Raw genomic sequence first — 20,337 nt, 5'->3', positions numbered from 1 at the left:
CCATAAGCCGCCGTTACCACAAAAATGGATATACACACCAACCAAAAAAAAACGGCGCCTTTCCATTTCTGAAAGAAGCGCCGTTTTTTCTAAGTTGAGCAGCATTACGGCCATTGGCCGAGTTTCTGTTCAACCGATCATTGCATCCATGGCGGAGGCGGCTCTTCGGTCTTGCCGGGCGGGGCATCGTCGGCGGCGCGGACAGCCTGGCGGCGTTCCTCGTCCAGGCGGGCGGCCTCGATCTCGCGCATGATCCCGCCGACATCCGCCAGTTCTTCCGGCTCGTCGAACTCGCCGGTCAGCATGCTGGCCGGGTGCAGGGTGCCGGCTTCGTACAGCGCCCACATTTCCTTCGCGTACTTGGTGCGCTTGAGCTCCGGGGCAAACCGACCGAAGTAGGACGCCATGTTGCCCACGTCCCGCTCCAGCATGCTGAAGGCATGGTTGTTACCCGCAGCATCCACGGCCTGCGGCAGGTCGATGATCACCGGCCCGGTCGGCGTGAGCAGGACGTTGAACTCCGACAGGTCGCCGTGCACCAGACCGGTACACAACATCAGCACGATCTGGGAAATCAGATAGGCGTGATATTCACGGGCCTGGTCCGGCTCCAGCACCACATCGTTCAGACGCGGCGCTGCATCGCCGTACTCATCGGCCACCAGTTCCATCAGCAGCACGCCTTCAAGGAAGTCGTACGGCTTGGGCACGCGCACACCTGCGCTAGCCAAGCGGAACAGCGCCGCTACTTCAGCATTCTGCCAGGCGTCCTCGGTTTCCTTGCGCCCGAACTTCGAGCCCTTGGCCATGGCCCGGGCCTGACGGCTGTTGCGGACCTTGCGGCCTTCCTGATATTCGGCCGCCTGACGAAAGCTTCGCTTGTTCGCCTCCTTGTAGACCTTCGCGCAACGTAGCTCGTTACCGCAGCGCACCACATAAACAGCTGCTTCTTTACCACTCATGAGTGGGCGCAGCACCTCGTCGACCAGACCGTCCTCGATCAGGGGTTCAATGCGTTTTGGAGTCTTCATCAGCTTTTATTGTGGGTCCTTTATTACCAAACACGCGAATGACAGTCGTTATACGGCAATCCTTCCTCCACGGGGAGGGGTTGCCGACCTATGAACCTGTGATGCACACAATGTGCCGGATCAATCGACCGAGCCGAATCATAGCCGAGACCGAACCTGACATTGCTAACTGAATGCCCGGGCATTTGCGACAAGAGCTGACAGTCATGTCTACCATCGGCTGTAGGAAAGTGCGACGACTCAATGTTTGAACAGTTCCCCCGGCGTAAACCCGAACATCCCCTTGAACGCCGCAATGAACGCGGACGTTGAATCATACCCGCAGGACAACGCAGCGCTGGTGACGCTGTCGCCCTGCTCCAGCGAGCCCAGGGACGACAACAAGCGCATGCGCTGGCGCCAGGCGCGAAAGCTCAGGCCGGTCTCGCGCTGGAACAGGCGCATCAAGGTTTTTTCCGACGTGCCCAGGCGCTCAGCCCAGGCGTGCAAGGTGACGTTCTGCTCAGGCTGTTCGATCAACTCGTTACACAGCCCCAGCAGACGGGCATGTCGTGGCAGCGGCAGGGAGAATCCCACCTCCGGCAAAGTCGCCAACTGGTCCAGCAACACCTGCACCAACCGTTGTTCCTGGGTATCGCCTTGCGGGTAATCGACCGGAAGCTGACAGAACACCTTGATCAACTCACGGGCCAGTGGCGTGACTTCCAGCACCCGGCAACGCTCATCGGCCCAGGGGCAGGCGTGGCGATGCACATACAGGCTGCGCATTTCCGCTCGGGTGGAGGTCACCACATGGTGTTCCAGGTCGGCCGGGATCCAGATGCCCCGTTGTGGCGGGGCAAAGAAGCTACCCGCTGCGGTGTGTACGCCGAGAACGCCGCTGATGGCGTAGGAAAACTGCACCCAGTCATGACGATGGGCTTGCGTCCAGGAACCGGCGCTCAAGCTTTCGACACGGGCGTACAGCGGCCTCGGCAATTGCGCCAGGTCGGGGATGCGGCGTTCGAGCTGTTGGTGTCCGTTAGGCGGCATTGATTGGCCTTATGTCGCAAGACGACTGGTAAGGACGACGTTAGGCTAAGTCGACTTTTCTTACAACTTGCGGTGCCCTATGCACATCTTCAGACACCTCAAACGCATGGTGACCGACTGGTTCCTGTGCGGCATGTTGCTCGCCACGCTGCTGGCGTACTTCTTTCCAACCTTTGGCGCCACGGGCGGCGCCATGCATGCCGAATGGGTGGTCAACATCGGCATCTTCGTGGTGTTCTTCCTGCACGGGGTCAACCTGTCCGGCGAACAGATCCGCCACGGTTTGAAGAACATCCGCCTGCATGTGATGGTGCAGGGTTTCACCTTTGGCGTGTTTCCGTTGATCTGGCTGCTCAGCCACTGGCTCGTCGGCAGCCATGTGCCGGCGCTGCTGATGCTGGGGTTCTTCTACCTGTGCGCCCTGCCCTCGACCATTTCTTCCTCGGTGGCGCTGACCGGCAGTGCTGGCGGTAACGTGCCCGCGGCGATTCTCAACGCGAGCCTGTCCAGCGTACTGGGGGTTTTCCTGACACCGCTGCTGGTCAGTTTCGTGGTCGGCAGCGGCGCCGGCGGCATCGACCTGGGGTCCACCTTGCTCGACCTGTGCATGATGTTGCTGCTGCCACTGGTGCTGGGGCAGTTCCTGCGGCGTTGGTTGGCTGGCTTTTTCGGCAGGTACAAGCGCTACACCAGCATCATCGACAAACTGGTGATCCTGCTGCTGGTCTATGCGGCATTCTGCAATTCGATGGTGTCCGGCATCTGGCAACAGCAAGGCCACGGCGTGCTATTGAGCGCAGTGTTTGGCAGTGCCGTGCTGCTGGCGATCATCTTGTGGGCGACCACCCGCACCGCCCGCGCCCTGCAATTGCGCAGCGCCGATGAGGTTGCCGCGGTGTTCTGTGCCAGCAAGAAATCCCTCGCCGCCGGCGTGCCCATGGCCGCATTGATTTTCGGCAACCATCCCGGCCTGGGGCTGATCTTGCTGCCGATCATGATCTATCACCCGCTGCAGTTGATCGTCTGCTCGATCCTCGCCGAGCGCTACGCCAGCCATCACCGGGAACTGGCGTCCCGCCAGGACGGCGCCGTCCTCAGCGCTCGATAATCGCCGTCACGCCCTGGCCCGCGGCGGCGCAGATGGAGATCAAGCCGCGACCTCGCCCGGCCGCATCGAGCAACTTGGCGAGGTTGGCGACAATGCGCCCGCCCGTGGCGGCAAACGGGTGCCCGGCGGCCAGGGAGCTGCCCTTGACGTTCAACCGGCTGCGGTCGATGGACCCTAGCGGCGCATCGAGGCCCAGGCGGGTCTTGCAGTAGTCCGGGTCTTCCCAGGCCTTCAGTGTGCACAACACCTGGGCGGCGAACGCTTCGTGGATCTCGTAGTAATCAAAGTCCTGCAAGGTCAAGCCGTTGCGCGCCAGCAACCGCGGCACGGCGTACACCGGGGCCATCAACAGCCCTTCGGCGCCATTGACGAAATCCACCGCCGCCGTTTCGCCGTCGCGCAGGTACGCCAGGATCGGCAGGCCTCGGGCCTTGGCCCACTCTTCGCTGCCCAGCAGCACCAACGAAGCGCCATCGGTCAGTGGCGTGGAATTACCCGCGGTCATCGTGCCCTTGGCACTTTTTTCGAAGGCCGGCTTGAGGGAAGCGAGTTTTTCCGGGGTCAGGTCCGGGCGCAGGTTGTTGTCCCGGGTCAGGCCAAGAAACGGTGTCATCAAGTCATTCTGCCAACCTTCGGCATAGGACGCGGCCATTTTCTGATGACTTTCCAGGGCCAACTGGTCTTGCGCCTCCCGGGGGATCTGCCAGGTCTGGGCCATCAATTCACAATGCTCACCCATGTTCAGGCCGGTGCGCGGTTCGTTGATGCGCGGCAGGTCGGGGACGAGGTGCTGAGGGCGCAACTGTAGGAAGGTCTTGATCTTGTCGGCGGTGGTCTTGGCGCGATTGGCTTGCAGCAGGATCCTGCGCAGCCCTTCATTGACCGCGATCGGCGCGTCCGAGGTGGTGTCGACGCCGCCGGCAATGCCGCTGTCGATCTGCCCCAGGGCAATCTTGTTGGCCACCAGCAGCACTGTCTCCAGCCCGGTGCCACAGGCCTGTTGTACGTCATAGGCCGGCGTCATCGGTGACAGCCGCGAGCCGAGCACACATTCGCGGGTCATGTTCATATCCCGGGAGTGCTTGAGCACCGCACCGGCAGCCACCTCGCCAATGTGCAAGCCATGCAGGTTGTAGCGTTCGATCAGCCCCTCGAGGGCAGCCGTCAACATCGCCTGGTTGCTGGCGGTGGCATAGGGCCCGTTGGAGCGGGCGAACGGAATGCGGTTACCACCGATGATCGCGACGCGGCGTAGTTGTGTCATGAAGAACTCCCTGTGTAGGTCTAGTGCCCTGTGAAGACTCAACCGAACCCTGTGGGAGCAAAGCTTGCTCGCGATGGACGATGACGCGACCTACCTGAAAAACGCGGTGTCTGCATCGCGAGCAAGCTTTGCTCCCACAGGGATTCGGTGCCCTGAAAAAAGCGCTCCCGCTCAAGCTTAGGCTTTATCTCGCCGATCGAACGACTGATTGCCAATCATGGTCCACACTTGGAACCTCATCAGCCGGAGTGTGTTCCATGTCTGACCGTTATATCGACTTCGCCAATTCGCCCATTGGCCGGCGCATGGTCGGGTCCCTCGGCCTGCCCTCGCCGGTGCGCCTGGAGCGCTGGCAGGCCGGGCGCCTGCGGCCGATCGAAGGCGCATTGCTGCTGGGCGGCGGGCCGTTGACCGAACAGATCGGCAGGTTTGCCAAGCGCCTGACCGACACCATCTTCATCTACGGCGGCGAGCCGACCCTGGCCACCGAGTGGATCCCCGGCCATGGCCCGAAAATCAAGGCGGTGGTGTACGACGCCAGCCATTTGGTGCAGGCCGACCAGCTCAAGCAGCTGCGGGAATTTTTCCAGCCGCTGATGAAAAACCTCGACCACAGCGCCCATGTCGTCATCCTCGGTCGCGCGCCGGAAAGTCTTGCCGACCCGTTCGCCGCGAGTGCCCAGCGGGCGTTGGAAGGTTTCAGCCGCTCCCTGGCCAAAGAGTTGCGCAACGGCGGGACGCTGCAACTGTTGTACGTCGGCGACGGCGCCGACGCCCAGTTGGAGGGTGCGCTGCGGTTTTTCCTGTCGCCCAAGAGCGCTTTCATTTCCGGGCAAGTCATTCGCCTCAACGCCTGTGACACCCAGGTCCAGGACTGGACCCGACCGCTCACGGGGCTCAAGGCGCTGGTCACTGGCGCAGCCCGCGGGATCGGCGCCTCCATCGCCGAAACCCTGGCCCGCGATGGCGCCGACGTGATCCTGCTGGACGTCCCGCAAGCCAAGACCGACCTCGACGCCCTGGCGGCACGCCTGAGCGGACGCAGCGTCACGCTGGATATCTGCGCCGAAGACGCCGCCACCCAGTTGATCGAGCACCTGCCCGACGGCGTCGATATCGTGGTCCACAACGCCGGCATCACCCGGGACAAGACCCTCGCCAACATGACCCCGGAATTCTGGGACGCCGTGCTGGCCGTCAACCTCAATGCCCCGCAAGTGCTGACCAAGGCCCTGCTCGACAGCGGCACCCTGCGCGACAATGGCCGGGTGATTCTGCTGGCGTCCATCAGCGGCATTGCCGGCAACCGTGGGCAGACCAACTATGCGGCGAGCAAGGCCGGGCTGATCGGCCTGGCCCAGGCCTGGGCGCCGCTGCTGCAGCCACGCGGCATCAGTATCAACGCCGTGGCGCCGGGCTTCATTGAAACCCGCATGACCGCCGACATCCCCTTCGCCTTGCGCGAAGCCGGGCGACGCATGAGCTCCCTGGGCCAGGGCGGCCTGCCCCAGGATGTCGCCGAAGCCGTCGCCTGGCTCGCACAACCGGGCACCGGCGCCGTGACCGGCCAGGCCCTGCGGGTGTGCGGGCAAAGCCTTCTGGGAGCGTGACCATGACGATCCAATGGCACGAAGTCAGCAGCCCGCCATCGATGTCCGGGCTTTATTCGAAAGCGGCGACACGGCGCAAGGTCACCGGAGCGACCTTGCCCGAGGAAGGCCTGCGCCAGGTGCTTCAGGTCGACCCGCAACGCCTGGCGGCCTATCGCAAAGTCTGCGGTTTCATCGATAACGGACTGCTGCCGCCGACCTATCCCCACGTCTTGGCGTTCGCCCTGCAAATGCAATTGCTCACTGCCCGGAGTTTTCCATTTCCGCTGCTGGGGCTGATCCACTTGAGCAATCGCATCCGCGTATTGCGGCCCATGGGCGGGGTTGGCCAGGTGCGGGCCAGCGTCCATGTCGAAAATCTGCAAGCCCACCCTAAAGGTGCGGTATTCGACCTGGTGACTCGCCTTGATGATCAATTGGGGCCGCTATGGGAGGCCCAAAGCCAGATGCTGTGCAAAGGTGTCCAGCTCGACGGGGCACTCGTGGAGGATTCACCGCAGGCCAGCCTGCCCTTGATTGAAGTCGCGCACTGGACCGCACCGACGGACATCGGTCGGCAATACGCCAAGGTGTCTGGCGACTACAACCCGATTCACCTGAGCGGCATCAGCGCCCGGTTGTTCGGCTTCCCCACTGCCATCGCCCATGGTTTGTGGAACAAGGCCAGGACCCTGGCGGCGCTGGATGACCACCTGCCCGAGGCCAACATCGAGATCGATGTGACCTTCAAGAAACCGGTGCGCCTGCCCAGTGAAGTCACGCTGCTGGCGAGTGCGGCGGGGTCCAGCGGGCAACTGCAACTGATGGGGGCTGGGGAGTTGGAGCATATGGTGGGAGAGTGGCGGCCGGTGGCCTGAGCAGAATAAATGGCCTCCACACCCATCCACTGTGGGAGCGAGCCTGCTCGCGATAGCGGTGGGTCAGCTTGCATCCAAGTTGGATGTGCCGCCGTCATCGCGAGCAGGCTCGCTCCCACAGTTGTTCCGGGGTGTTCACGGGGCATGTATTCACCCCAAATCCCTGTGGGAGCGGGCTTGCTCGCGAAAGCGGTGGGTCAGTCTGAATCAATGTTGACTGTGCAACCGTCTTCGCGAGCAAGCCCGCTCCCACAGTTATTCAGCGCGGTGGGTAATTGGACAGGATCCGCCCCACCGTCTCGCGCACGGCCGTGTTGCGGTCGGTCGGGTTGGGCGAGTTGCTGAGCAGCTGTTCATCACTGCCACGCCACACCAGCTTGCCGTCCTTGCCATCGAGCAGGTCGATCTGCACGGTGGCGACCTTGTAGCTGATGTTGCGGGTTTCGTTGTACATCGGCCCGCCCCAATAGCCATTCCAAGGCCCGCCCCACCCACCACCGCCGTAGTTGGTGGTGACCTGCTGCTGGCGGTCCTCGACGATCAGATAGGCCTGGACCAGCACATCGCCGTGCCCACTCGCCGCCGGACGCAGGTCGCGCTGGTCGAGTTGATCGGCCACCGCCTGGCGGATCCGCTGTTCGGTCAGGTCGCTCTTGATGCGTGGGTCATCGGGGCGATATTGCAGCGCCGGGTCTTTCCAGCTCCAGCTGCGATACGCCGCGAAATCGCGGCTGGTGTCGAAGTCATGGTTGACCTGGTTAGAGGCACAAGCGCCCAACAACAGGGTGAAGGCCAGTAGAGCGAGACGGCGAAACATGGTTTTTCTCCGTTGCGTAATCAACTTGGTGGATACGCCGACATGGCTTTTTCCACTGCCGCACGAATGGCATCGGTGCGCTCGCTTTGACTGCCCCGCTGGCCGGTCTCGGCGCTGGCGCTCCACACCGGTTGCCCCGTGCGGGCATCGAACAGATCCACTCGAACCACCACGACCTGCTCCTGATACGTGCGCACCATCGGCACCTGATGGTACATGCCATAACCCGGACCGTAGCGGTCATAACGGTTATAGCCGCCGTAATAGCCGGCATCATAATCATCCCGGACCTGGCGCACGCGGGTTTCCAGACGCAGGTCGGCGCTGACGAACAGGTCGGCGGGCCGGTTGTCATGCAGCGGACGCAGGCCACGCTGGTCCAGGGCATTGCTCACCGCTTCGGCCACCTGGGCCGAATCCGCCCAGGCGGTACCCGACGGCAGGCGCCCGTCGCGCCAGGCCCAACTGCGATAGCGCCCATAGTCACGGGGCGGCGCAGGGTAAGCGCTGCGGTCGAACACCGTGGCGGCCTCGGGTGGCGCCGGCGGCAGTGGATTGGACGTGGCGACATAGGGATTGCTGCCCTGGCAGGCCGCCAGTCCCAGGCACAGCATCAACAACCCTGAACGACCTTTCATTTCTCTCTCCGTCACACTGGACGGCAGATCCAGTGCAGATAACGTCCCAACCCGGCAAACGCCGGATGGCGACGGTGGGCCAGTTCCATTTCCAGCAACTGCGCAAGCTCCACGCGGCCCTGGAACTCCACCGGCATGTAGTCATGGAAAACCCGCACGCCACTCTGGCTTTCGACCTGCCACAGGCCTTCAAGTTGCGCCGCCAATTCTCGCGGATCAAGGGGTTGTTGCGGCGTCAGGCTCTGTTTTTCACCGGCCATGTCATTTTTGCGCAACTTGCGAAAATGCCCCTTGAGCAGGTTGCGATAGACCAGCGCGTCGCGGTTGTAGAACGCCAGGGACAACCAACCGCCCGGGACCGTGAGTTGATGCAGCACCGGCAGGATCGCGTGAGGTTCGGCCAGCCATTCCAGCACCGCGTGACACAACACCAGGTCGTACGGCTCGGTGAGCTGGCCGAGCAGATCCTGCCACGGCGCCTGGATGAACGTGGCGCTCTGGCCCGCCTCGGCAAAACGCTGGCGGGCGCCTTCGAGCATGGGCTCGGCCGGCTCGGCCAGGGTCACCTGGTGACCGCGCTCGGCCAGCCACAACGACATGTGGCCCAGGCCGGCGCCGATGTCCAGCACGCGCAGCGGACGCTGTGGCAAGCTTTCCAGCAGATCGGCCTGAAGCACCGCCAGGCGGATCGCGCCCTTGGCCCCGCCGTAGATTTTTTCGGCAAAACGCGTGGCGAGCTGATCGAAATGACGGTCGCTCATTGGCCGAACCGCCGTTCGCTGTCGGCCAGCTTGCTGCGTACCACAGCGTCCATGTCCAGGCCCAGCTCGCTGCAAAGCAGCAACAGGTACAACACGATGTCACCGACCTCCTGCCCGGCGTGGGCCAGTTTGTCCGCCGGCAACTGGCGCGACTGGTCCTCGGTCAGCCACTGGAAAATCTCCACCAGTTCGGCCATTTCCACACTGGCGGCCATGGCGAGGTTTTTCGGGCTGTGGAATTGCCGCCAGTCGTTACGGTCACGAATGGCATGCAGGCGTTCGGTCAGTTCAACAAGGTTCATCGGGTTCTCCTGAATGCGCATAGCTTCAGGGGGATGACCAGGGAAGGCAAGAGTCTCGGTACGCAGCGACGGTTTGCCCCATAATCGAACCAACTCGGCCGCCACAGCTCCTACAATCAGGAGCCAACGGCTCAGCTCAGATCCCCTCCCATCAGGATGCACATATGCAGGCAGAAAGCTTTTTCGAATGGCTCGGCCAGGCGCTCGGTTCGGTGATCCGTTTCATCGTCGACCTGCTCAGCGGTCTCTTCAACACCCTGGCCAATGCTGGCGGAAATTTTGTCGATGGGCTGTCACGCACCCTGGGCATGGACACCTCGATCATCAGCATCATCGCGCTGATCCTCGGGCTGATGCTGCTCTACTCGGCGATCCGCGCGTTCATGCGGGCCTCGATCGTCATGGGCATCATCTGGCTGGTGCTGGGGTTGTGGTTGTTGAGTTGGATCATTCACTAGGGCTCAGAGCACTGGGTGGGAGCAAAGCTTGCTCGCGATACAGGCGCCTCGGTTCCCTGAAAGACCGCATCGCCTTCATCGCGGGCAAGCCTTGCTCCCACAGCGGGCCTCCCTGGCCACATAAAACCCTTACTTGCCACAGATGCAGTGGCTCGACTGAAAATCAGCTCAATTCAATGCGATCGGCATGAATGACAATCTGCCCATTCTTGTACAGCGCACCAATGGCTTTCTTGAAGTTGCCCTTGCTCACGCCAAACAGGCTGCTGATCAGCGCCGGGTCGCTCTTGTCGCTGACCGGCAAGGTGCCGTTGTTCTCACGCAACTTGGCGAGGATCTTCGCGTTAAGGCTGGTGGCGGCTTCCTGGCCCACCGGCTGCAGGCTCAGGCTGATCTTGCCGTCCGCGCGGATTTCCTTGATGAAGCCTTTTTCCTGTTTGCCGGCGCGCATGAACTTGAAGATTTCGTTCTTGTGGATCAGGCCCCAGTGCTTGTTGTTGATGATCGCCTTGAAGCCCATGTCGGTGGCTTCGGCGACCAGCAAATCCACTTCCTGGCCCGGCGTATAGTTGGCCGGGGTCTTGTCCAGATAACGGTCCAGGCGCGCCGTGGCGGTGATGCGGCGGGTGTGCTTGTCGAGGTAGACATGCACCACGCAGTACTCGCCAGCGGTCATCTGGCGCTTTTCTTCGGAATACGGCAGCAACAGGTCCTTGGGCAGGCCCCAGTCCAGGAACACGCCGATGCTGTTGACTTCAACCACTTTCAAGCTGGCGAATTCACCCACCTGAACTTTCGGTTTTTCTGTGGTGGCGATCAGTTTGTCGTCGCTGTCCAGATAAATGAAAACATTGAGCCAGTCTTCATCTTCACTGGGAATATCCTTGGGAATATATCGATTGGGCAGCAGGATTTCGCCGTCCGCACCGCCATCCAGATATAAACCGAAGTTAGTGTGTTTAACCACTTGCAAACTGTTGTAGCGCCCGACTAAAGCCATTTCCAATACCCTCATTGCGTGGGCGGCATTCTACCCGGTTTTGCCGCGCGATTCGTGGTCGCAGGCAAGGTTTGCCAGCAAGGCCCTGCACAACCGTTGATTTTCCTGGGCTTACGCCACAGGCACGGCCATTCGTCAGGCGGGTGGCGCTGCGTATCGCTCGCCATCGGCGCCCTATTTCTCCCTCGGTTGTTATTTAAAACAGAGGCTTAGGGCAATAATTGCAGGAAAGTCGTCTATTATTCCCGTCACGACAGCGATAATTCAGAAGGATATTTGCCAAGCAATTGTCAAGTATTTCCTGTACGATGCCTGGCCCAATTAATTATCTACAGGTTAATGGCCGTCATGCGCGTAAAAGCATCCAACAGCAAAGCAAAGCCAGCTCCAGCCGTTGAAACCAGCGAGTCGATCAACGACCAGATCGCTGCGTTCCTCAAGTCCGGCGGCGAGATCCAGCAAATTGCCAAAGGCGTCAGCGGCCAGACATTCGGCCCGTCCAAGCAGATCAGCCTGGGCAAGAAGTAACCTGCGCGTCACCTGGTCCCAAAGCGCTTTGAGCTTCGAAGCGCTTGGACTGGAACCCTCCCCGCCTCACCCATTTCCCATGAATCGACGAACGGCCCTCGCTGCCGAGCATTCGCCGGTATGCTTGCACCTCTCTAGTCCAAGCGTTTCAGCTTAGTTACCGATCCTGCTTCTCGCTTTTCATGGAGTGAAGCATGCGCGCCCCTATTGTTCTGTTGATGATCAGCCTACTGACCTGTTCCCTCGCCCATGGGCAGGTATTCCAACGCGAACTCGGCGACTTCGACCTCAAGCTTGGCACCACCCCCAGCCGCAGCATGGCCGAGGGCCTGGTCACGCCGTCGAGCACCGGTTCGTTTCATGGTGGCCTGGACCTGAGCCACGACAGCGGCTGGTACGTCGGCCAGTGGTCCCCCAGCGCCGGCCTGACATCATCCGCCGACCTTGAGGTCGATTCCTACATAGGCTTTAAACAGCCCTTCGACCAGACCCTGGGTTACGAAGTCGGCCTGATCCACTACAGCTACCCCACCGTAGATACCCTCGACAGCCAGGAGTTCTACGGCGGCCTGACCGTACTCGGCAGCCGTCTTGGCGCCGCCCTGAGCAACGACCCGGACAAACAGAACAGCACGCTGTTTGCCGACCTGGGTGGCAATGTGCCGTTCGGCATTGGCATCAGCGCCAAATACACCACCCACCGGCTTAATACACCGGTCTCGGTCGAGAACGGTTATGTCGGCAGTTTCAGCGACTGGTCATTGAAAATTTCCCGCCCCTGGATGGGCATCGACCTGGACCTGATCTACAGCGACTCAAGCCTCAGCGGCAGCAGTTGCTCGGCCTACTCCGGCCACAACAGCGAATGCGACAGCCTGCTGACCCTCAAGATGGCCCATCCTTTTTACTAAGCGTTACTTATTCGATCGGCTGAACTGCCGCGCACCTGCCATGCTCAAACAAAGCACCTACGCCTTTGCAAGGACTCGCTCATGCCGCGCTGGTTGACCCGCACCGCCATGTTCATCGCCCTGCTGCTGACGCTCACCGCCTGCAGCCGTATAGGCCTGGCCTACCGCAACCTCGACCTGATCATCCCCTGGACCCTCAACGATTACCTGGAGATCAACGGCGAGAAAAAGGACTGGTTCAACGAACGCCTCGAGGAACACCTGAGCTGGCATTGCACCACCCAATTGCCCGGCTACCTCGACTGGCTGGATCGCCTCAAGACCATGGTGCAAACCGAGCAGGTAACCGACGAAGCCCTGCAGCAGCGTACCCGGGAAGCCAAGGCCGCCATCGCCGAAACCGCCCGGGCAATCACCCCTTCGGCCATCGAACTGCTGCAAGGCCTGAACGACGACCAAGTCGATGACATGGACGCCGCCTTCGTCAAGGACCAGCGCAAACGCCAGCAGCAATACCTCAAGCCGACGTCGCAGGAGCAGATCCAGCAACGCAGCGAACGCATGGTCAAACGCCTGAACGACTGGCTCGGCCCGCTCAACGACGCCCAGCGCCAACGGGTGATGGCCTGGTCCACCGCCCTCGGCGACCAGAACCAGCAATGGATCGCCAACCGCGCCCACTGGCAAAACCAGTTCAGCGAAGCCGTAGCCCAACGCCACAGCCCCGACTTTCCCAAACGCATCGAGCAACTGCTGGTCAATCGCGAAAGCCTCTGGACCCCTGCCTACCGCGAGGCCTTCAGCAAAACCGAAGCCCAGGCCCGCAGCCTGCTGGTGGACCTGATGGCCCAAAGCACCCCGCCCCAGCGCGAACGGCTGCTGAAGAAAATCGACGGGGTGAAGAAGGATTTCACTGACTTGAAGTGCCTGAAAGCCACACGCTCCTAAAACCACTGAGATTCCATGTGAGAGCGAGCTTGTGTGGGATTCAGTGCAGGCCTGTCAGGCAATCTGCGGCTTCGAAGCCAACTCATCAAACGTAGACTCATCCAGTGCATCTTCCTGATCATCCAGCACCTGGCGCGGGTGATCGTTACCCGGAATGCTGCTGTCGATCAGGCTCAACAACCGCGAGCCCCGCGGCGTCAGCACAAAATTCCCGCCGTTACCGCCCTCTTCCTCCGGCCGAGGCTCAATATAGCCACGCATGAGCAGCAACTTTTCGTACTCCCCAGCAACCGTTTTCAGATGATCGAGGTTCTCGATCGCCTCGCCTTCAGCCGCCTTCGCCGCCGCATACTGCTCCGCATAAGGCCGAGGGGTAAAGCTGTGACCGGCGCCGTTCTGCACTTCGTGCAACAACCGTTCGATCAAGTCCCAGTTATAAGTCGTCATCCTGGTCCATCCTCCAAAGAGTGAGATGCCTACTTAGGTTGTGACCGAGGCGCTGCGCCGCCGTTCAGCCGGGTTTCCGGGCGGTCTCAACCTTGAACCGACCAACGGCCTGTCGAAACGCTCCGGGGCCAAACGACCAACTGTTGAAGGCCGATTTCGCGGCTCTGACCACAGGAGAAATCACCATGAACGTAGAGAACCATCCAGTCGTCTCGCGGGAAGAATGGCTCGCCGCCCGCCGCCAACACCTGGCCCACGAAAAAGCCTTCACCCGCGAACGAGACAAACTCAGCGCCGAACGCCGCGCGCTGCCCTGGGTAAAAATCGAAAAACCCTACCGCTTCCAAGGCCCCCAGGGCGAACTGAGCCTGGCCGACCTGTTCGGCAGCCGCAGCCAACTGATCATCTACCACTTCATGTTCGCCGAAGGCTGGAAAGAAGGCTGCCCGGGGTGCTCATTCCTGTCCGACCACATCGACGGCGCCAACCAACACCTGGCCCACCACGACGTCGCCATCGTGGCCGTCTCCCACGCGCCCTTCGCCGAATTCCAACCCTTCAAACGCCGCATGGGCTGGGCCTTCGACTGGGTCTCATCCGAAGGCTGCGACTTCAACTACGACTTCGGCGTCAGCTTCAAAACCGAAGACACAGCCGCCGGAAAAGCCACCTACAACTACGAAACAACCGACACCACCGAAGGCGAACTCCCCGGCCTGAGCGTCTTCTATCGCAACGAAGCCGGCGACATCTTCCACACCTACTCCACCTACGCCCGCGGCCTCGACATTCTGGTCGGCACCTACAACTACCTCGACCTGACGCCCAAGGGCCGCAACGAAGACGAAATCATGGACTGGGTGCGGCATCACGATAAATACGAAGACGCCAAGCCCCACGGCTGCTGCCACAGCTGATGCGCCAACCCGCCCAAGTCGAGCGTGATCCCCGTGGCGAGGGAGCTTGCTCCCGCTCGACTGCGCAGCAGTCGCTTGCTTTGCCTGAGCCTGAGCCTAAGCCGACAATTACCAGATCAAACGTCCTACATGAAGCTCGGAAAGCGGTGTCTTGTAGCTCAAGAGCGAGTCGCCCTATAGTCCCTCGTCGCCCAAAAAGGCGACCGGGTTTGGCGACCCGATCTACAGAGAGACTCATCAACTTTCGAGGCTCTGCTTATGACCAGATACATGCCTATCACCGGATATCGACTGCATCCCGGCCACCCTGCTCATCGACACCGAAGCCCCGCTCGATGTCCTTTTCGAAACAGCTGATTACCGCATTCGAACCGTAACCCAACTGCTGGAAAACATCGCATTCCGTTCGGATATCAGCTCCGATACGTTGGTGCTTTCTGACTTCTGCAAGATGCTGACGATAGGGTTGCGCGATGGGTGTGATGTGATGGACGTGATTGGGAGACGGTTGCGGACGCAGGCAGCGGAATAATGAAAACGGGCGACCTTTGGGTCGCCGTTTTCACATGCGTGGAGAGCACAAAATGATTGAGACCTTCACAGAGTTTGACCCCGCGAATATCTCAGCACATCAGAGGCCATTGCAGAGTTCATGAGAGATGCCCGGGAAACCGGCGATACAAGCTATATCGACGAAGTGCTGGAAGTAGTCGCACGCGCCAAGGGGATGACCGAATTGTCCAGGGAATGAATCATGCGAAAGCGAGCTTTCCTACCTGCAACAAATCAACATGCTGGCGAGCAACCCACAGATCGTAAAGCGGCAACAATCCAGGTTTCTATCTATTCTCGTTTCGCCCTTTGCAGCTGCGGCCGGGTCCGCCCCCCATAAAAAAACCGGACCCAAGGTCCGGTTTTTTTATTGAAAGAGCGTTGCTCCTGTTTCAGGCAGCAGGGCGGTCCGCGTTTGCGACCCTCCTGCTCGAGGTGTTTGGCTGCTACTTGCCCGTATTCTCAACCACGTCCTGATTCTGAAAGCCCAAAGCATATTTCCGGGCCCGCTCAACCATGGTGTGAGGATCCGGCAAGCCTACGGTTTCTGGGTTCCTGAAGCCGGTAGGCTCAACGAAGTTCGGCGTATGAGGTTTGACCTTGGGTGGTTTGATCGCATCAAACAGGAAACTGAAGCCTTGTTTCAATTGGCTCTGGGCAATGCCGTGACACCCCATGCAACCGCCCATGGTCAGGCTTTGCGTGCCGTGGTCATAATCCGGCACCCTGATGTTCTTAAAGTCACGGGTATTGGTCAGGACGCTGTCCTCTGGAATGGGGAAAGAATTGCCTCCGCGAAACAGCTGGATCCCCGGCTGGCTGCTTTCGACCATGATATTGGCCAGGTAGTAATCCGGGTCTGTTTGTTCGCTCGAAGGGATGGCCTGCACCCCTTTAAGCCGGTAATGCTTCCAGACTGAATCGGTGAACTCGCTGCTCCCCTCCATCAGCGCCTGGACCTGTTTGTTGACCGCAGCGACTTCGTTAAAGACGGTTAGCGGTTGCACTACAGTGATCGGACCGGCCTGCCCCTTGGGTATCCCCTTGGTACCGGAGTAGATTCGTGGGTTAACGCTCGACGCCACGAAATCGGTCTTGGGCAGGACAACCTTATGGATTGCGTTGCCGTCGGAGAACTTAGCGACCGGTGGACCATCAGGCTTCAATGCGGAAATGGTGGGGTAATCAATCCTATTGTAGTTGGCGATGTAGTAGAGCCCCGTCGAGTTGCCGTCAGGTAATGTGAGGGCATCTTCGTGCTCGAACGTGGCAAAGATGAAGGTCGGGTAATTCGCCGTCTTATGGATGATGTGCAACGCAACCAATGCGTAGTCTTCGTTGTGAGCCGTCGGATTAGCATCGGTGCCTTGGTAGGTCACCACCGTTGCCGTATGGTAGCGCCCGCGATTCTCTACTGGGATGTCTGCCAGCTTGCGCCATGCCGCCTTGACCTCCACCGCGCCGTCGGGCAAGACGATATTGGTTTCGGGATAGCTCGTCAGCTTCTGAGCGTACTCATAGATGACCGGATTCGCCTTCGCCTCAAACAATATCTGGCTGTCCTTTGAAGGCGCGTAGTCCCCGGTTGGGTCTTCTGTTGTCTTCGCTGCATGTGGAGGATTAACCGGGAAAAATATGGCGTTCTGACCGATTTGGGTCGCCTCGTCCAGATTGTTGTAATGAGCATAGGTAGCGCCCGACGCCAAAGGTGCCCCCTGGGGAAACTCGATATAACTGTATTGCGGGTCAGAACCAAACGGACGCGTAGGGCCGCCTGCTCCGTTTCTGTTCATTCCTGGAAACAACTCGGTACGGTGAGCGAAGGTTTGCCATAACAAGGGACTGGGAGACTTCGGCACCTTGCCCGAATCGGCAAAGCTGCTGGCGGGGTTGCCGACGCCGCGGTTAGCGGGCAATGGTGCCGCAGCCGTATTGTTGAGTGCGAAAAAGCTGCGCCAGGCGAAGGTTGCATAGTCGGTATGGCTAAGGCCCGTCGGCAGATCCACAGGCAGTTGCGGGTCACGCGCGGTTAGATCGCTTGTAGTAATAGCATAGGAAACCCCCAACCCCGAGGGGTAGGCAGAGCGCCCGGGAAAAGCGTAATAGGGCGCCCATTTAAGTCCAGCGGTTGAACCGGTTGGGCCGATTGAATCGGCTGAATAATAAGTATTGGGGCCACTGCTGATGAACAAGCGCTCATTGACCATCGTTGCACTGTTCAGGGGGCTCTTGTCAGGTATCCCCGTCAGCCCCTGCTTCGCACCCCAGTTACCACCCCGGTCATAAGTACGCTCGAACAGGCCGCCGTTAAAAAAAGTGTAATAGACCCTCAAATCACCGTTATAGACGACGGGTACCAGATTCACGATCGTCTCGGGGCCTTCTTGGAATGCGGTTTTTTCCGGGCTCCATTTATCGCCATCATAGGTCACGTAATAAACAGCCTTACCCCTGTTTTCGTTATACAAGATGAACAACTGACCGTTATAGACGACAGGCTTGTTACTTGCGGCCGTATGGACGGTCGGAACAGGGCTGACATTAGGCGGCCAGCCGTTTCCGTCCCGAGAGCTGATAGTATTTAAGCGACCTTGCACATCAGCAAAGGTCAGTACCAGTTCTTGCTTGAATACGGTTGCCGAGACATCAGTCAAGATGCTGCCCACCGGGATGAATTTTGGCGCGGACCAGCTTTTCCCCTCTACGGAGGAGGAATAATAGATTTTTTTCTGATCATCTCTACTGGTCCAGAACATATAGACCTGGCCCTTGAACGACTGCACCACCGGAACAGTGTATGTGGACTTGAATGGCACAGTGCTCGTCGAAGAAGGCTTGCCGCCTGAGGCGGCTGGATTGTCAAAGACATCGACGACAATCCCCCCACCTTGTAATAGCGGCGTGGCGGTAATCAGCCGCTCCGCATAGGCCGATGAGAGCGCAAATAAACCACACAGACACAACACCAACCGACCGAGTATCGTTCTAAGGCTCATAGGTTTCATTCCTTGAGTGAGTGACTACCTCAGGTCATACGTATGCCTGGATAGTTATTCCATTTGCTAAAGCATGATCTGCACCGACAGCGAAGTGTCCAAACGCATCCTCCATGGTAGTCGACTGTTTAATATCGGCTAGGAGAACGCCGAAAAAGACCTCTAGCGGTGGCGACTCAAGGTGAACTTTCCAGCCAACCCGGGCCTCAACCCATTACCTGCCCAACAAGGAATATGAGGCTCTGCCATGAAAACCCTCTTGAAACTCACCCTTGCAGCCACCCTCACTTGTGCCCTACCCGCCTGGGCCACTTGCACGCCAGAGCAAGCGACCGCCAAGCGCGAACAATTGGCAAATGAAGTGACCAAGCTCACCGAACAGAACCCGACCAAGGCCAAGGAAATCAACGACGAGTTGCAGGCCATGGACCTGGAGACTGCCAGTAAGGATGTGCCGGATAAGTGCCAGCTGATTGATAAGCGCCTGGAAGAATTGAAGAGCGCAGAAAAGAAAGCTGGGTGATTAGCCACAGCCGAGCACAACCCGCTTTTGTGGCGAGGGGATTTGTGGGAGCAAGGCTTGCCCGCGATGAAGGCGATGCGGTCTTTCAGAAATCGAGGCGTCTGTATCGCGAGCAAGCTTTGCTCCCACAAATCCCCCTCGCCACAGGGGCCCTGCCCTGGACTTGAGTTTGAGTACTCCCCCATAAAAAAACCGGACCCAAGGTCCGGTTCTTTTTATCAAGCACTAACGCCGACTCACTCAGCCGCCGGCGCCTCTGGCTTGCGGCGCTTGAGTGGGGCCATGCCGTCCTTGCTGACCAGCGACGGGGCGTCGCTCTTCGGGCGGTTGGCGGTCTTGCGCTTGGTCGGGGCCTTGGCGCCGGTTTTCTTCTTGTCGCCCTTGGCGTCGACCTTTTTCTTCTTCACGCCAACGGCCTTGCCCGAGGCCTTGACCTTCTTCGGTCCGCCGTAGGTGCCTTTGACTTCCTTGATGGTGCGGCGCTCGAAACTCTGCTTGAGGTAGCGCTCGACGCTCGACATCAGGTTCCAGTCGCCGTGGCAGATCAGCGAGATCGCCAGGCCGTCGTTGCCGGCACGGCCGGTACGGCCGATGCGGTGCACGTATTCGTCGCCGCTGCGGGGCATGTCGAAGTTGATGACCATGTCCAGGCCTTCCACGTCCAGGCCGCGAGCGGCGACGTCGGTGGCGACGAGGATCTTCACGCCGCCCTGCTTGAGGCGGTCGATGGCCAGCTTGCGGTCCTTCTGGTCTTTCTCGCCGTGCAGTACGAACGCCTTGTATTCCTGGGCCACCAGGCGGCCGTAGATGCGGTCGGCCATGGCCCGGGTGTTGGTGAAGACGATGGCTTTTTCGTAGGTTTCGTTGGCCAGCAACCAGTTGACGATCTGCTCTTTGTGCTGGTTGTGGTCAGCGGTGATGATCTGCTGGCGGGTGGTGGAGTTCAGCTGGCTGACCGCGTTGAGCTGCAAGTGCTCAGGGTTGTTCAGCACCTTGGCGATCATCTCGCGCAGGCCCGAGCCGCCGGTGGTGGCGGAGAACAGCATGGTCTGCTGGCGATTGACGCATTCATCCACCAGGCGCTGCACGTCTTCGGCAAAGCCCATGTCCAGCATGCGGTCGGCCTCGTCCAGCACCAGCACTTCGACTTCCTTGAGGTCGAGGTTGCCGGCGTTCAACTGCTCGATCATCCGCCCTGGGGTGCCGATCAGGATGTCCGGCACCTTGCGCAGCATGGCGGCCTGGACCTTGAAGTCTTCGCCGCCGGTGATCAGGCCGGACTTGATGAAGGTGAACTGCGAGAAGCGCTCCACTTCCTTCAAGGTCTGCTGGGCCAGTTCACGGGTCGGCAACAGGATCAGGGTCTTGATGCTGACGCGGACCTTGGCTGGGCCGATCAGGCGGTTGAGGATCGGCAGCACGAACGCGGCGGTCTTGCCGCTGCCGGTTTGTGCCGTCACCCGCAGGTCACGCCCCTGGAGCGCGAGCGGAATAGCCGCTGCCTGCACCGGCGTTGGCTCGACAAATTTAAGCTCGGCCACGGCTTTGAGCAGGCGTTCGTGCAGGGCGAATTGGGAAAACACGGGTGCTACCTCGAAGAAATGCAAAAAAACAGCTGCATAGGGTAACGGTTTCGA

Annotated in this window: 21 protein-coding genes and 1 pseudogene; 11 read left to right on the top strand and 11 right to left on the bottom strand. The window is 60.0% G+C overall.

Annotation, left to right across the window (positions count from 1 at the left end):
* Positions 1 to 137 precede the first annotated feature (137 nt).
* Positions 138 to 1,031, bottom strand: a complete 894-nt coding sequence (locus CFII68_RS12865; protein WP_018607638.1) for a PA4780 family RIO1-like protein kinase — start codon at positions 1,029 to 1,031, stop codon at positions 138 to 140.
* Positions 1,032 to 1,271: 240 nt separating this feature from the next.
* Positions 1,272 to 2,063: a helix-turn-helix transcriptional regulator gene (locus CFII68_RS12870; protein ID WP_018607635.1), complete on the bottom strand. Its 792-nt coding sequence runs from the start codon at positions 2,061 to 2,063 to the stop codon at positions 1,272 to 1,274.
* 79 nt (positions 2,064 to 2,142) lie between these two features.
* On the opposite strand from CFII68_RS12870, the gene CFII68_RS12875 reads away from it, so the two are divergent.
* A complete protein-coding gene (locus CFII68_RS12875) occupies positions 2,143 to 3,171 on the top strand; it encodes a bile acid:sodium symporter family protein (RefSeq protein ID WP_018607633.1) in 1,029 nt (342 codons plus the stop codon).
* Here CFII68_RS12875 and CFII68_RS12880 read toward each other — a convergent pair.
* On the bottom strand, positions 3,158 to 4,435 hold the full coding sequence (locus CFII68_RS12880) for an acetyl-CoA C-acetyltransferase (protein ID WP_018607631.1): 1,278 nt from the start codon (positions 4,433 to 4,435) through the stop codon (positions 3,158 to 3,160). The genes CFII68_RS12875 and CFII68_RS12880 overlap by 14 nt on opposite strands.
* Before the next feature lie 257 nt (positions 4,436 to 4,692).
* Here CFII68_RS12880 and CFII68_RS12885 point away from each other — a divergent pair, with 257 nt between their 5' ends.
* Both CFII68_RS12885 and CFII68_RS12890 read left to right on the top strand, forming a co-directional pair.
* Positions 4,693 to 6,045 (top strand): 3-oxoacyl-ACP reductase, encoded by a 1,353-nt coding sequence (locus CFII68_RS12885; RefSeq protein ID WP_018607629.1) that lies wholly within the window; start codon positions 4,693 to 4,695, stop codon positions 6,043 to 6,045.
* Positions 6,046 to 6,047: 2 nt separating this feature from the next.
* Complete coding sequence (locus CFII68_RS12890) at positions 6,048 to 6,902, top strand: MaoC family dehydratase (RefSeq protein WP_018607627.1); 855 nt, start codon at positions 6,048 to 6,050, stop codon at positions 6,900 to 6,902.
* A gap of 259 nt (positions 6,903 to 7,161) precedes the next feature.
* On the opposite strand, the gene CFII68_RS12895 is transcribed toward CFII68_RS12890, so the two are convergent.
* Genes CFII68_RS12895 through CFII68_RS12910 form a run of 4 tightly spaced genes read right to left on the bottom strand, consistent with a single transcriptional unit; the run spans position 7,162 to position 9,420 of the window.
* Positions 7,162 to 7,719, bottom strand: coding sequence for a DUF4136 domain-containing protein (locus CFII68_RS12895; RefSeq protein WP_018607625.1), 558 nt, complete (start codon positions 7,717 to 7,719; stop codon positions 7,162 to 7,164).
* A 20-nt stretch (positions 7,720 to 7,739) separates the two neighbouring features.
* Complete coding sequence (locus tag CFII68_RS12900; protein ID WP_018607623.1) at positions 7,740 to 8,357, bottom strand: DUF4136 domain-containing protein; 618 nt, start codon at positions 8,355 to 8,357, stop codon at positions 7,740 to 7,742.
* Positions 8,358 to 8,368: 11 nt separating this feature from the next.
* A complete protein-coding gene (locus tag CFII68_RS12905) occupies positions 8,369 to 9,118 on the bottom strand; it encodes a methyltransferase (protein ID WP_018607621.1) in 750 nt (249 codons plus the stop codon).
* On the bottom strand, positions 9,115 to 9,420 hold the full coding sequence (locus CFII68_RS12910; protein ID WP_003186192.1) for a MazG-like family protein: 306 nt from the start codon (positions 9,418 to 9,420) through the stop codon (positions 9,115 to 9,117). Before CFII68_RS12910 ends, CFII68_RS12905 begins: the two co-directional genes overlap by 4 nt.
* 164 nt (positions 9,421 to 9,584) lie before the next feature.
* Between CFII68_RS12910 and CFII68_RS12915 the strand changes: the two genes are divergently transcribed.
* The gene (locus tag CFII68_RS12915; RefSeq protein WP_018607618.1) at positions 9,585 to 9,878 is read left to right on the top strand and encodes a hypothetical protein; all 294 of its coding nucleotides are present in this window, start codon (positions 9,585 to 9,587) and stop codon (positions 9,876 to 9,878) included.
* Positions 9,879 to 10,041: 163 nt separating this feature from the next.
* Here the strand turns inward: CFII68_RS12915 and CFII68_RS12920 are convergent, their stop codons facing one another.
* Positions 10,042 to 10,878 (bottom strand): S1 RNA-binding domain-containing protein, encoded by an 837-nt coding sequence (locus CFII68_RS12920; RefSeq protein WP_018607617.1) that lies wholly within the window; start codon positions 10,876 to 10,878, stop codon positions 10,042 to 10,044.
* A 339-nt stretch (positions 10,879 to 11,217) separates the two neighbouring features.
* Between CFII68_RS12920 and CFII68_RS12925 the strand changes: the two genes are divergently transcribed.
* The 3 genes from CFII68_RS12925 to CFII68_RS12935 all read left to right on the top strand — a co-directional run bounded on the left by CFII68_RS12925 (position 11,218) and on the right by CFII68_RS12935 (position 13,265).
* A complete protein-coding gene (locus CFII68_RS12925) occupies positions 11,218 to 11,406 on the top strand; it encodes a hypothetical protein (RefSeq protein ID WP_018607615.1) in 189 nt (62 codons plus the stop codon).
* 194 nt (positions 11,407 to 11,600) lie between these two features.
* A complete protein-coding gene (locus CFII68_RS12930; protein ID WP_018607613.1) occupies positions 11,601 to 12,317 on the top strand; it encodes a TorF family putative porin in 717 nt (238 codons plus the stop codon).
* An 81-nt stretch (positions 12,318 to 12,398) separates the two neighbouring features.
* Positions 12,399 to 13,265, top strand: coding sequence for a DUF6279 family lipoprotein (locus CFII68_RS12935; RefSeq protein WP_018607610.1), 867 nt, complete (start codon positions 12,399 to 12,401; stop codon positions 13,263 to 13,265).
* A 54-nt stretch (positions 13,266 to 13,319) separates the two neighbouring features.
* Here the strand turns inward: CFII68_RS12935 and CFII68_RS12940 are convergent, their stop codons facing one another.
* Positions 13,320 to 13,712 (bottom strand): hypothetical protein, encoded by a 393-nt coding sequence (locus CFII68_RS12940; protein WP_018607609.1) that lies wholly within the window; start codon positions 13,710 to 13,712, stop codon positions 13,320 to 13,322.
* Between the two features lie 185 nt (positions 13,713 to 13,897).
* On the opposite strand from CFII68_RS12940, the gene CFII68_RS12945 reads away from it, so the two are divergent.
* The 3 genes and pseudogenes from CFII68_RS12945 to CFII68_RS28210 all read left to right on the top strand — a co-directional run bounded on the left by CFII68_RS12945 (position 13,898) and on the right by CFII68_RS28210 (position 15,380).
* Positions 13,898 to 14,629, top strand: coding sequence for a thioredoxin family protein (locus tag CFII68_RS12945; protein ID WP_018607607.1), 732 nt, complete (start codon positions 13,898 to 13,900; stop codon positions 14,627 to 14,629).
* A gap of 258 nt (positions 14,630 to 14,887) precedes the next feature.
* Positions 14,888 to 15,161: pseudogene (locus CFII68_RS27925) on the top strand (hypothetical protein).
* Positions 15,162 to 15,281: 120 nt separating this feature from the next.
* Positions 15,282 to 15,380, top strand: a complete 99-nt coding sequence (locus CFII68_RS28210) for a hypothetical protein (protein ID WP_371103546.1) — start codon at positions 15,282 to 15,284, stop codon at positions 15,378 to 15,380.
* A gap of 247 nt (positions 15,381 to 15,627) precedes the next feature.
* Here CFII68_RS28210 and CFII68_RS12950 read toward each other — a convergent pair whose 3' ends face one another.
* Entirely contained in the window at positions 15,628 to 18,177 is a 2,550-nt protein-coding gene (locus CFII68_RS12950) for a hypothetical protein (protein WP_018607606.1), read from the bottom strand.
* 247 nt (positions 18,178 to 18,424) lie between these two features.
* Here CFII68_RS12950 and CFII68_RS12955 point away from each other — a divergent pair, with 247 nt between their 5' ends.
* On the top strand, positions 18,425 to 18,700 hold the full coding sequence (locus CFII68_RS12955; RefSeq protein ID WP_018607603.1) for a hypothetical protein: 276 nt from the start codon (positions 18,425 to 18,427) through the stop codon (positions 18,698 to 18,700).
* A 236-nt stretch (positions 18,701 to 18,936) separates the two neighbouring features.
* Here CFII68_RS12955 and CFII68_RS12960 read toward each other — a convergent pair whose 3' ends face one another.
* A complete protein-coding gene (locus CFII68_RS12960; RefSeq protein ID WP_014337093.1) occupies positions 18,937 to 20,283 on the bottom strand; it encodes a DEAD/DEAH box helicase in 1,347 nt (448 codons plus the stop codon).
* Positions 20,284 to 20,337 lie beyond the last annotated feature (54 nt).

This window comes from Pseudomonas sp. CFII68, from assembly GCF_000416195.1.
In the GTDB taxonomy this organism is placed as follows: domain Bacteria; phylum Pseudomonadota; class Gammaproteobacteria; order Pseudomonadales; family Pseudomonadaceae; genus Aquipseudomonas; species Aquipseudomonas kilonensis.
Note: the sequence above shows the minus strand (reverse complement) of the source record. Positions and strands in the feature narration are given on the sequence as shown.

Excerpts from the sequence above, each read along its gene's own strand:
- CFII68_RS12865 (WP_018607638.1), bottom strand. The coding sequence starts at position 1,031 with ATGAAGACTCCAAAACGCATTGAACCCCTGATCGAGGACGGTCTGGTC.
- CFII68_RS12870 (WP_018607635.1), bottom strand. The coding sequence starts at position 2,063 with ATGCCGCCTAACGGACACCAACAGCTCGAACGCCGCATCCCCGACCTG.
- CFII68_RS12875 (WP_018607633.1), top strand. The coding sequence starts at position 2,143 with ATGCACATCTTCAGACACCTCAAACGCATGGTGACCGACTGGTTCCTG.
- CFII68_RS12880 (WP_018607631.1), bottom strand. The coding sequence starts at position 4,435 with ATGACACAACTACGCCGCGTCGCGATCATCGGTGGTAACCGCATTCCG.
- CFII68_RS12885 (WP_018607629.1), top strand. The coding sequence starts at position 4,693 with ATGTCTGACCGTTATATCGACTTCGCCAATTCGCCCATTGGCCGGCGC.
- CFII68_RS12890 (WP_018607627.1), top strand. The coding sequence starts at position 6,048 with ATGACGATCCAATGGCACGAAGTCAGCAGCCCGCCATCGATGTCCGGG.
- CFII68_RS12895 (WP_018607625.1), bottom strand. The coding sequence starts at position 7,719 with ATGTTTCGCCGTCTCGCTCTACTGGCCTTCACCCTGTTGTTGGGCGCT.
- CFII68_RS12900 (WP_018607623.1), bottom strand. The coding sequence starts at position 8,357 with ATGAAAGGTCGTTCAGGGTTGTTGATGCTGTGCCTGGGACTGGCGGCC.
- CFII68_RS12905 (WP_018607621.1), bottom strand. The coding sequence starts at position 9,118 with ATGAGCGACCGTCATTTCGATCAGCTCGCCACGCGTTTTGCCGAAAAA.
- CFII68_RS12910 (WP_003186192.1), bottom strand. The coding sequence starts at position 9,420 with ATGAACCTTGTTGAACTGACCGAACGCCTGCATGCCATTCGTGACCGT.
- CFII68_RS12915 (WP_018607618.1), top strand. The coding sequence starts at position 9,585 with ATGCAGGCAGAAAGCTTTTTCGAATGGCTCGGCCAGGCGCTCGGTTCG.
- CFII68_RS12920 (WP_018607617.1), bottom strand. The coding sequence starts at position 10,878 with ATGGCTTTAGTCGGGCGCTACAACAGTTTGCAAGTGGTTAAACACACT.
- CFII68_RS12925 (WP_018607615.1), top strand. The coding sequence starts at position 11,218 with ATGGCCGTCATGCGCGTAAAAGCATCCAACAGCAAAGCAAAGCCAGCT.
- CFII68_RS12930 (WP_018607613.1), top strand. The coding sequence starts at position 11,601 with ATGCGCGCCCCTATTGTTCTGTTGATGATCAGCCTACTGACCTGTTCC.
- CFII68_RS12935 (WP_018607610.1), top strand. The coding sequence starts at position 12,399 with ATGCCGCGCTGGTTGACCCGCACCGCCATGTTCATCGCCCTGCTGCTG.
- CFII68_RS12940 (WP_018607609.1), bottom strand. The coding sequence starts at position 13,712 with ATGACGACTTATAACTGGGACTTGATCGAACGGTTGTTGCACGAAGTG.
- CFII68_RS12945 (WP_018607607.1), top strand. The coding sequence starts at position 13,898 with ATGAACGTAGAGAACCATCCAGTCGTCTCGCGGGAAGAATGGCTCGCC.
- CFII68_RS28210 (WP_371103546.1), top strand. The coding sequence starts at position 15,282 with ATGAGAGATGCCCGGGAAACCGGCGATACAAGCTATATCGACGAAGTG.
- CFII68_RS12950 (WP_018607606.1), bottom strand. The coding sequence starts at position 18,177 with ATGAGCCTTAGAACGATACTCGGTCGGTTGGTGTTGTGTCTGTGTGGT.
- CFII68_RS12955 (WP_018607603.1), top strand. The coding sequence starts at position 18,425 with ATGAAAACCCTCTTGAAACTCACCCTTGCAGCCACCCTCACTTGTGCC.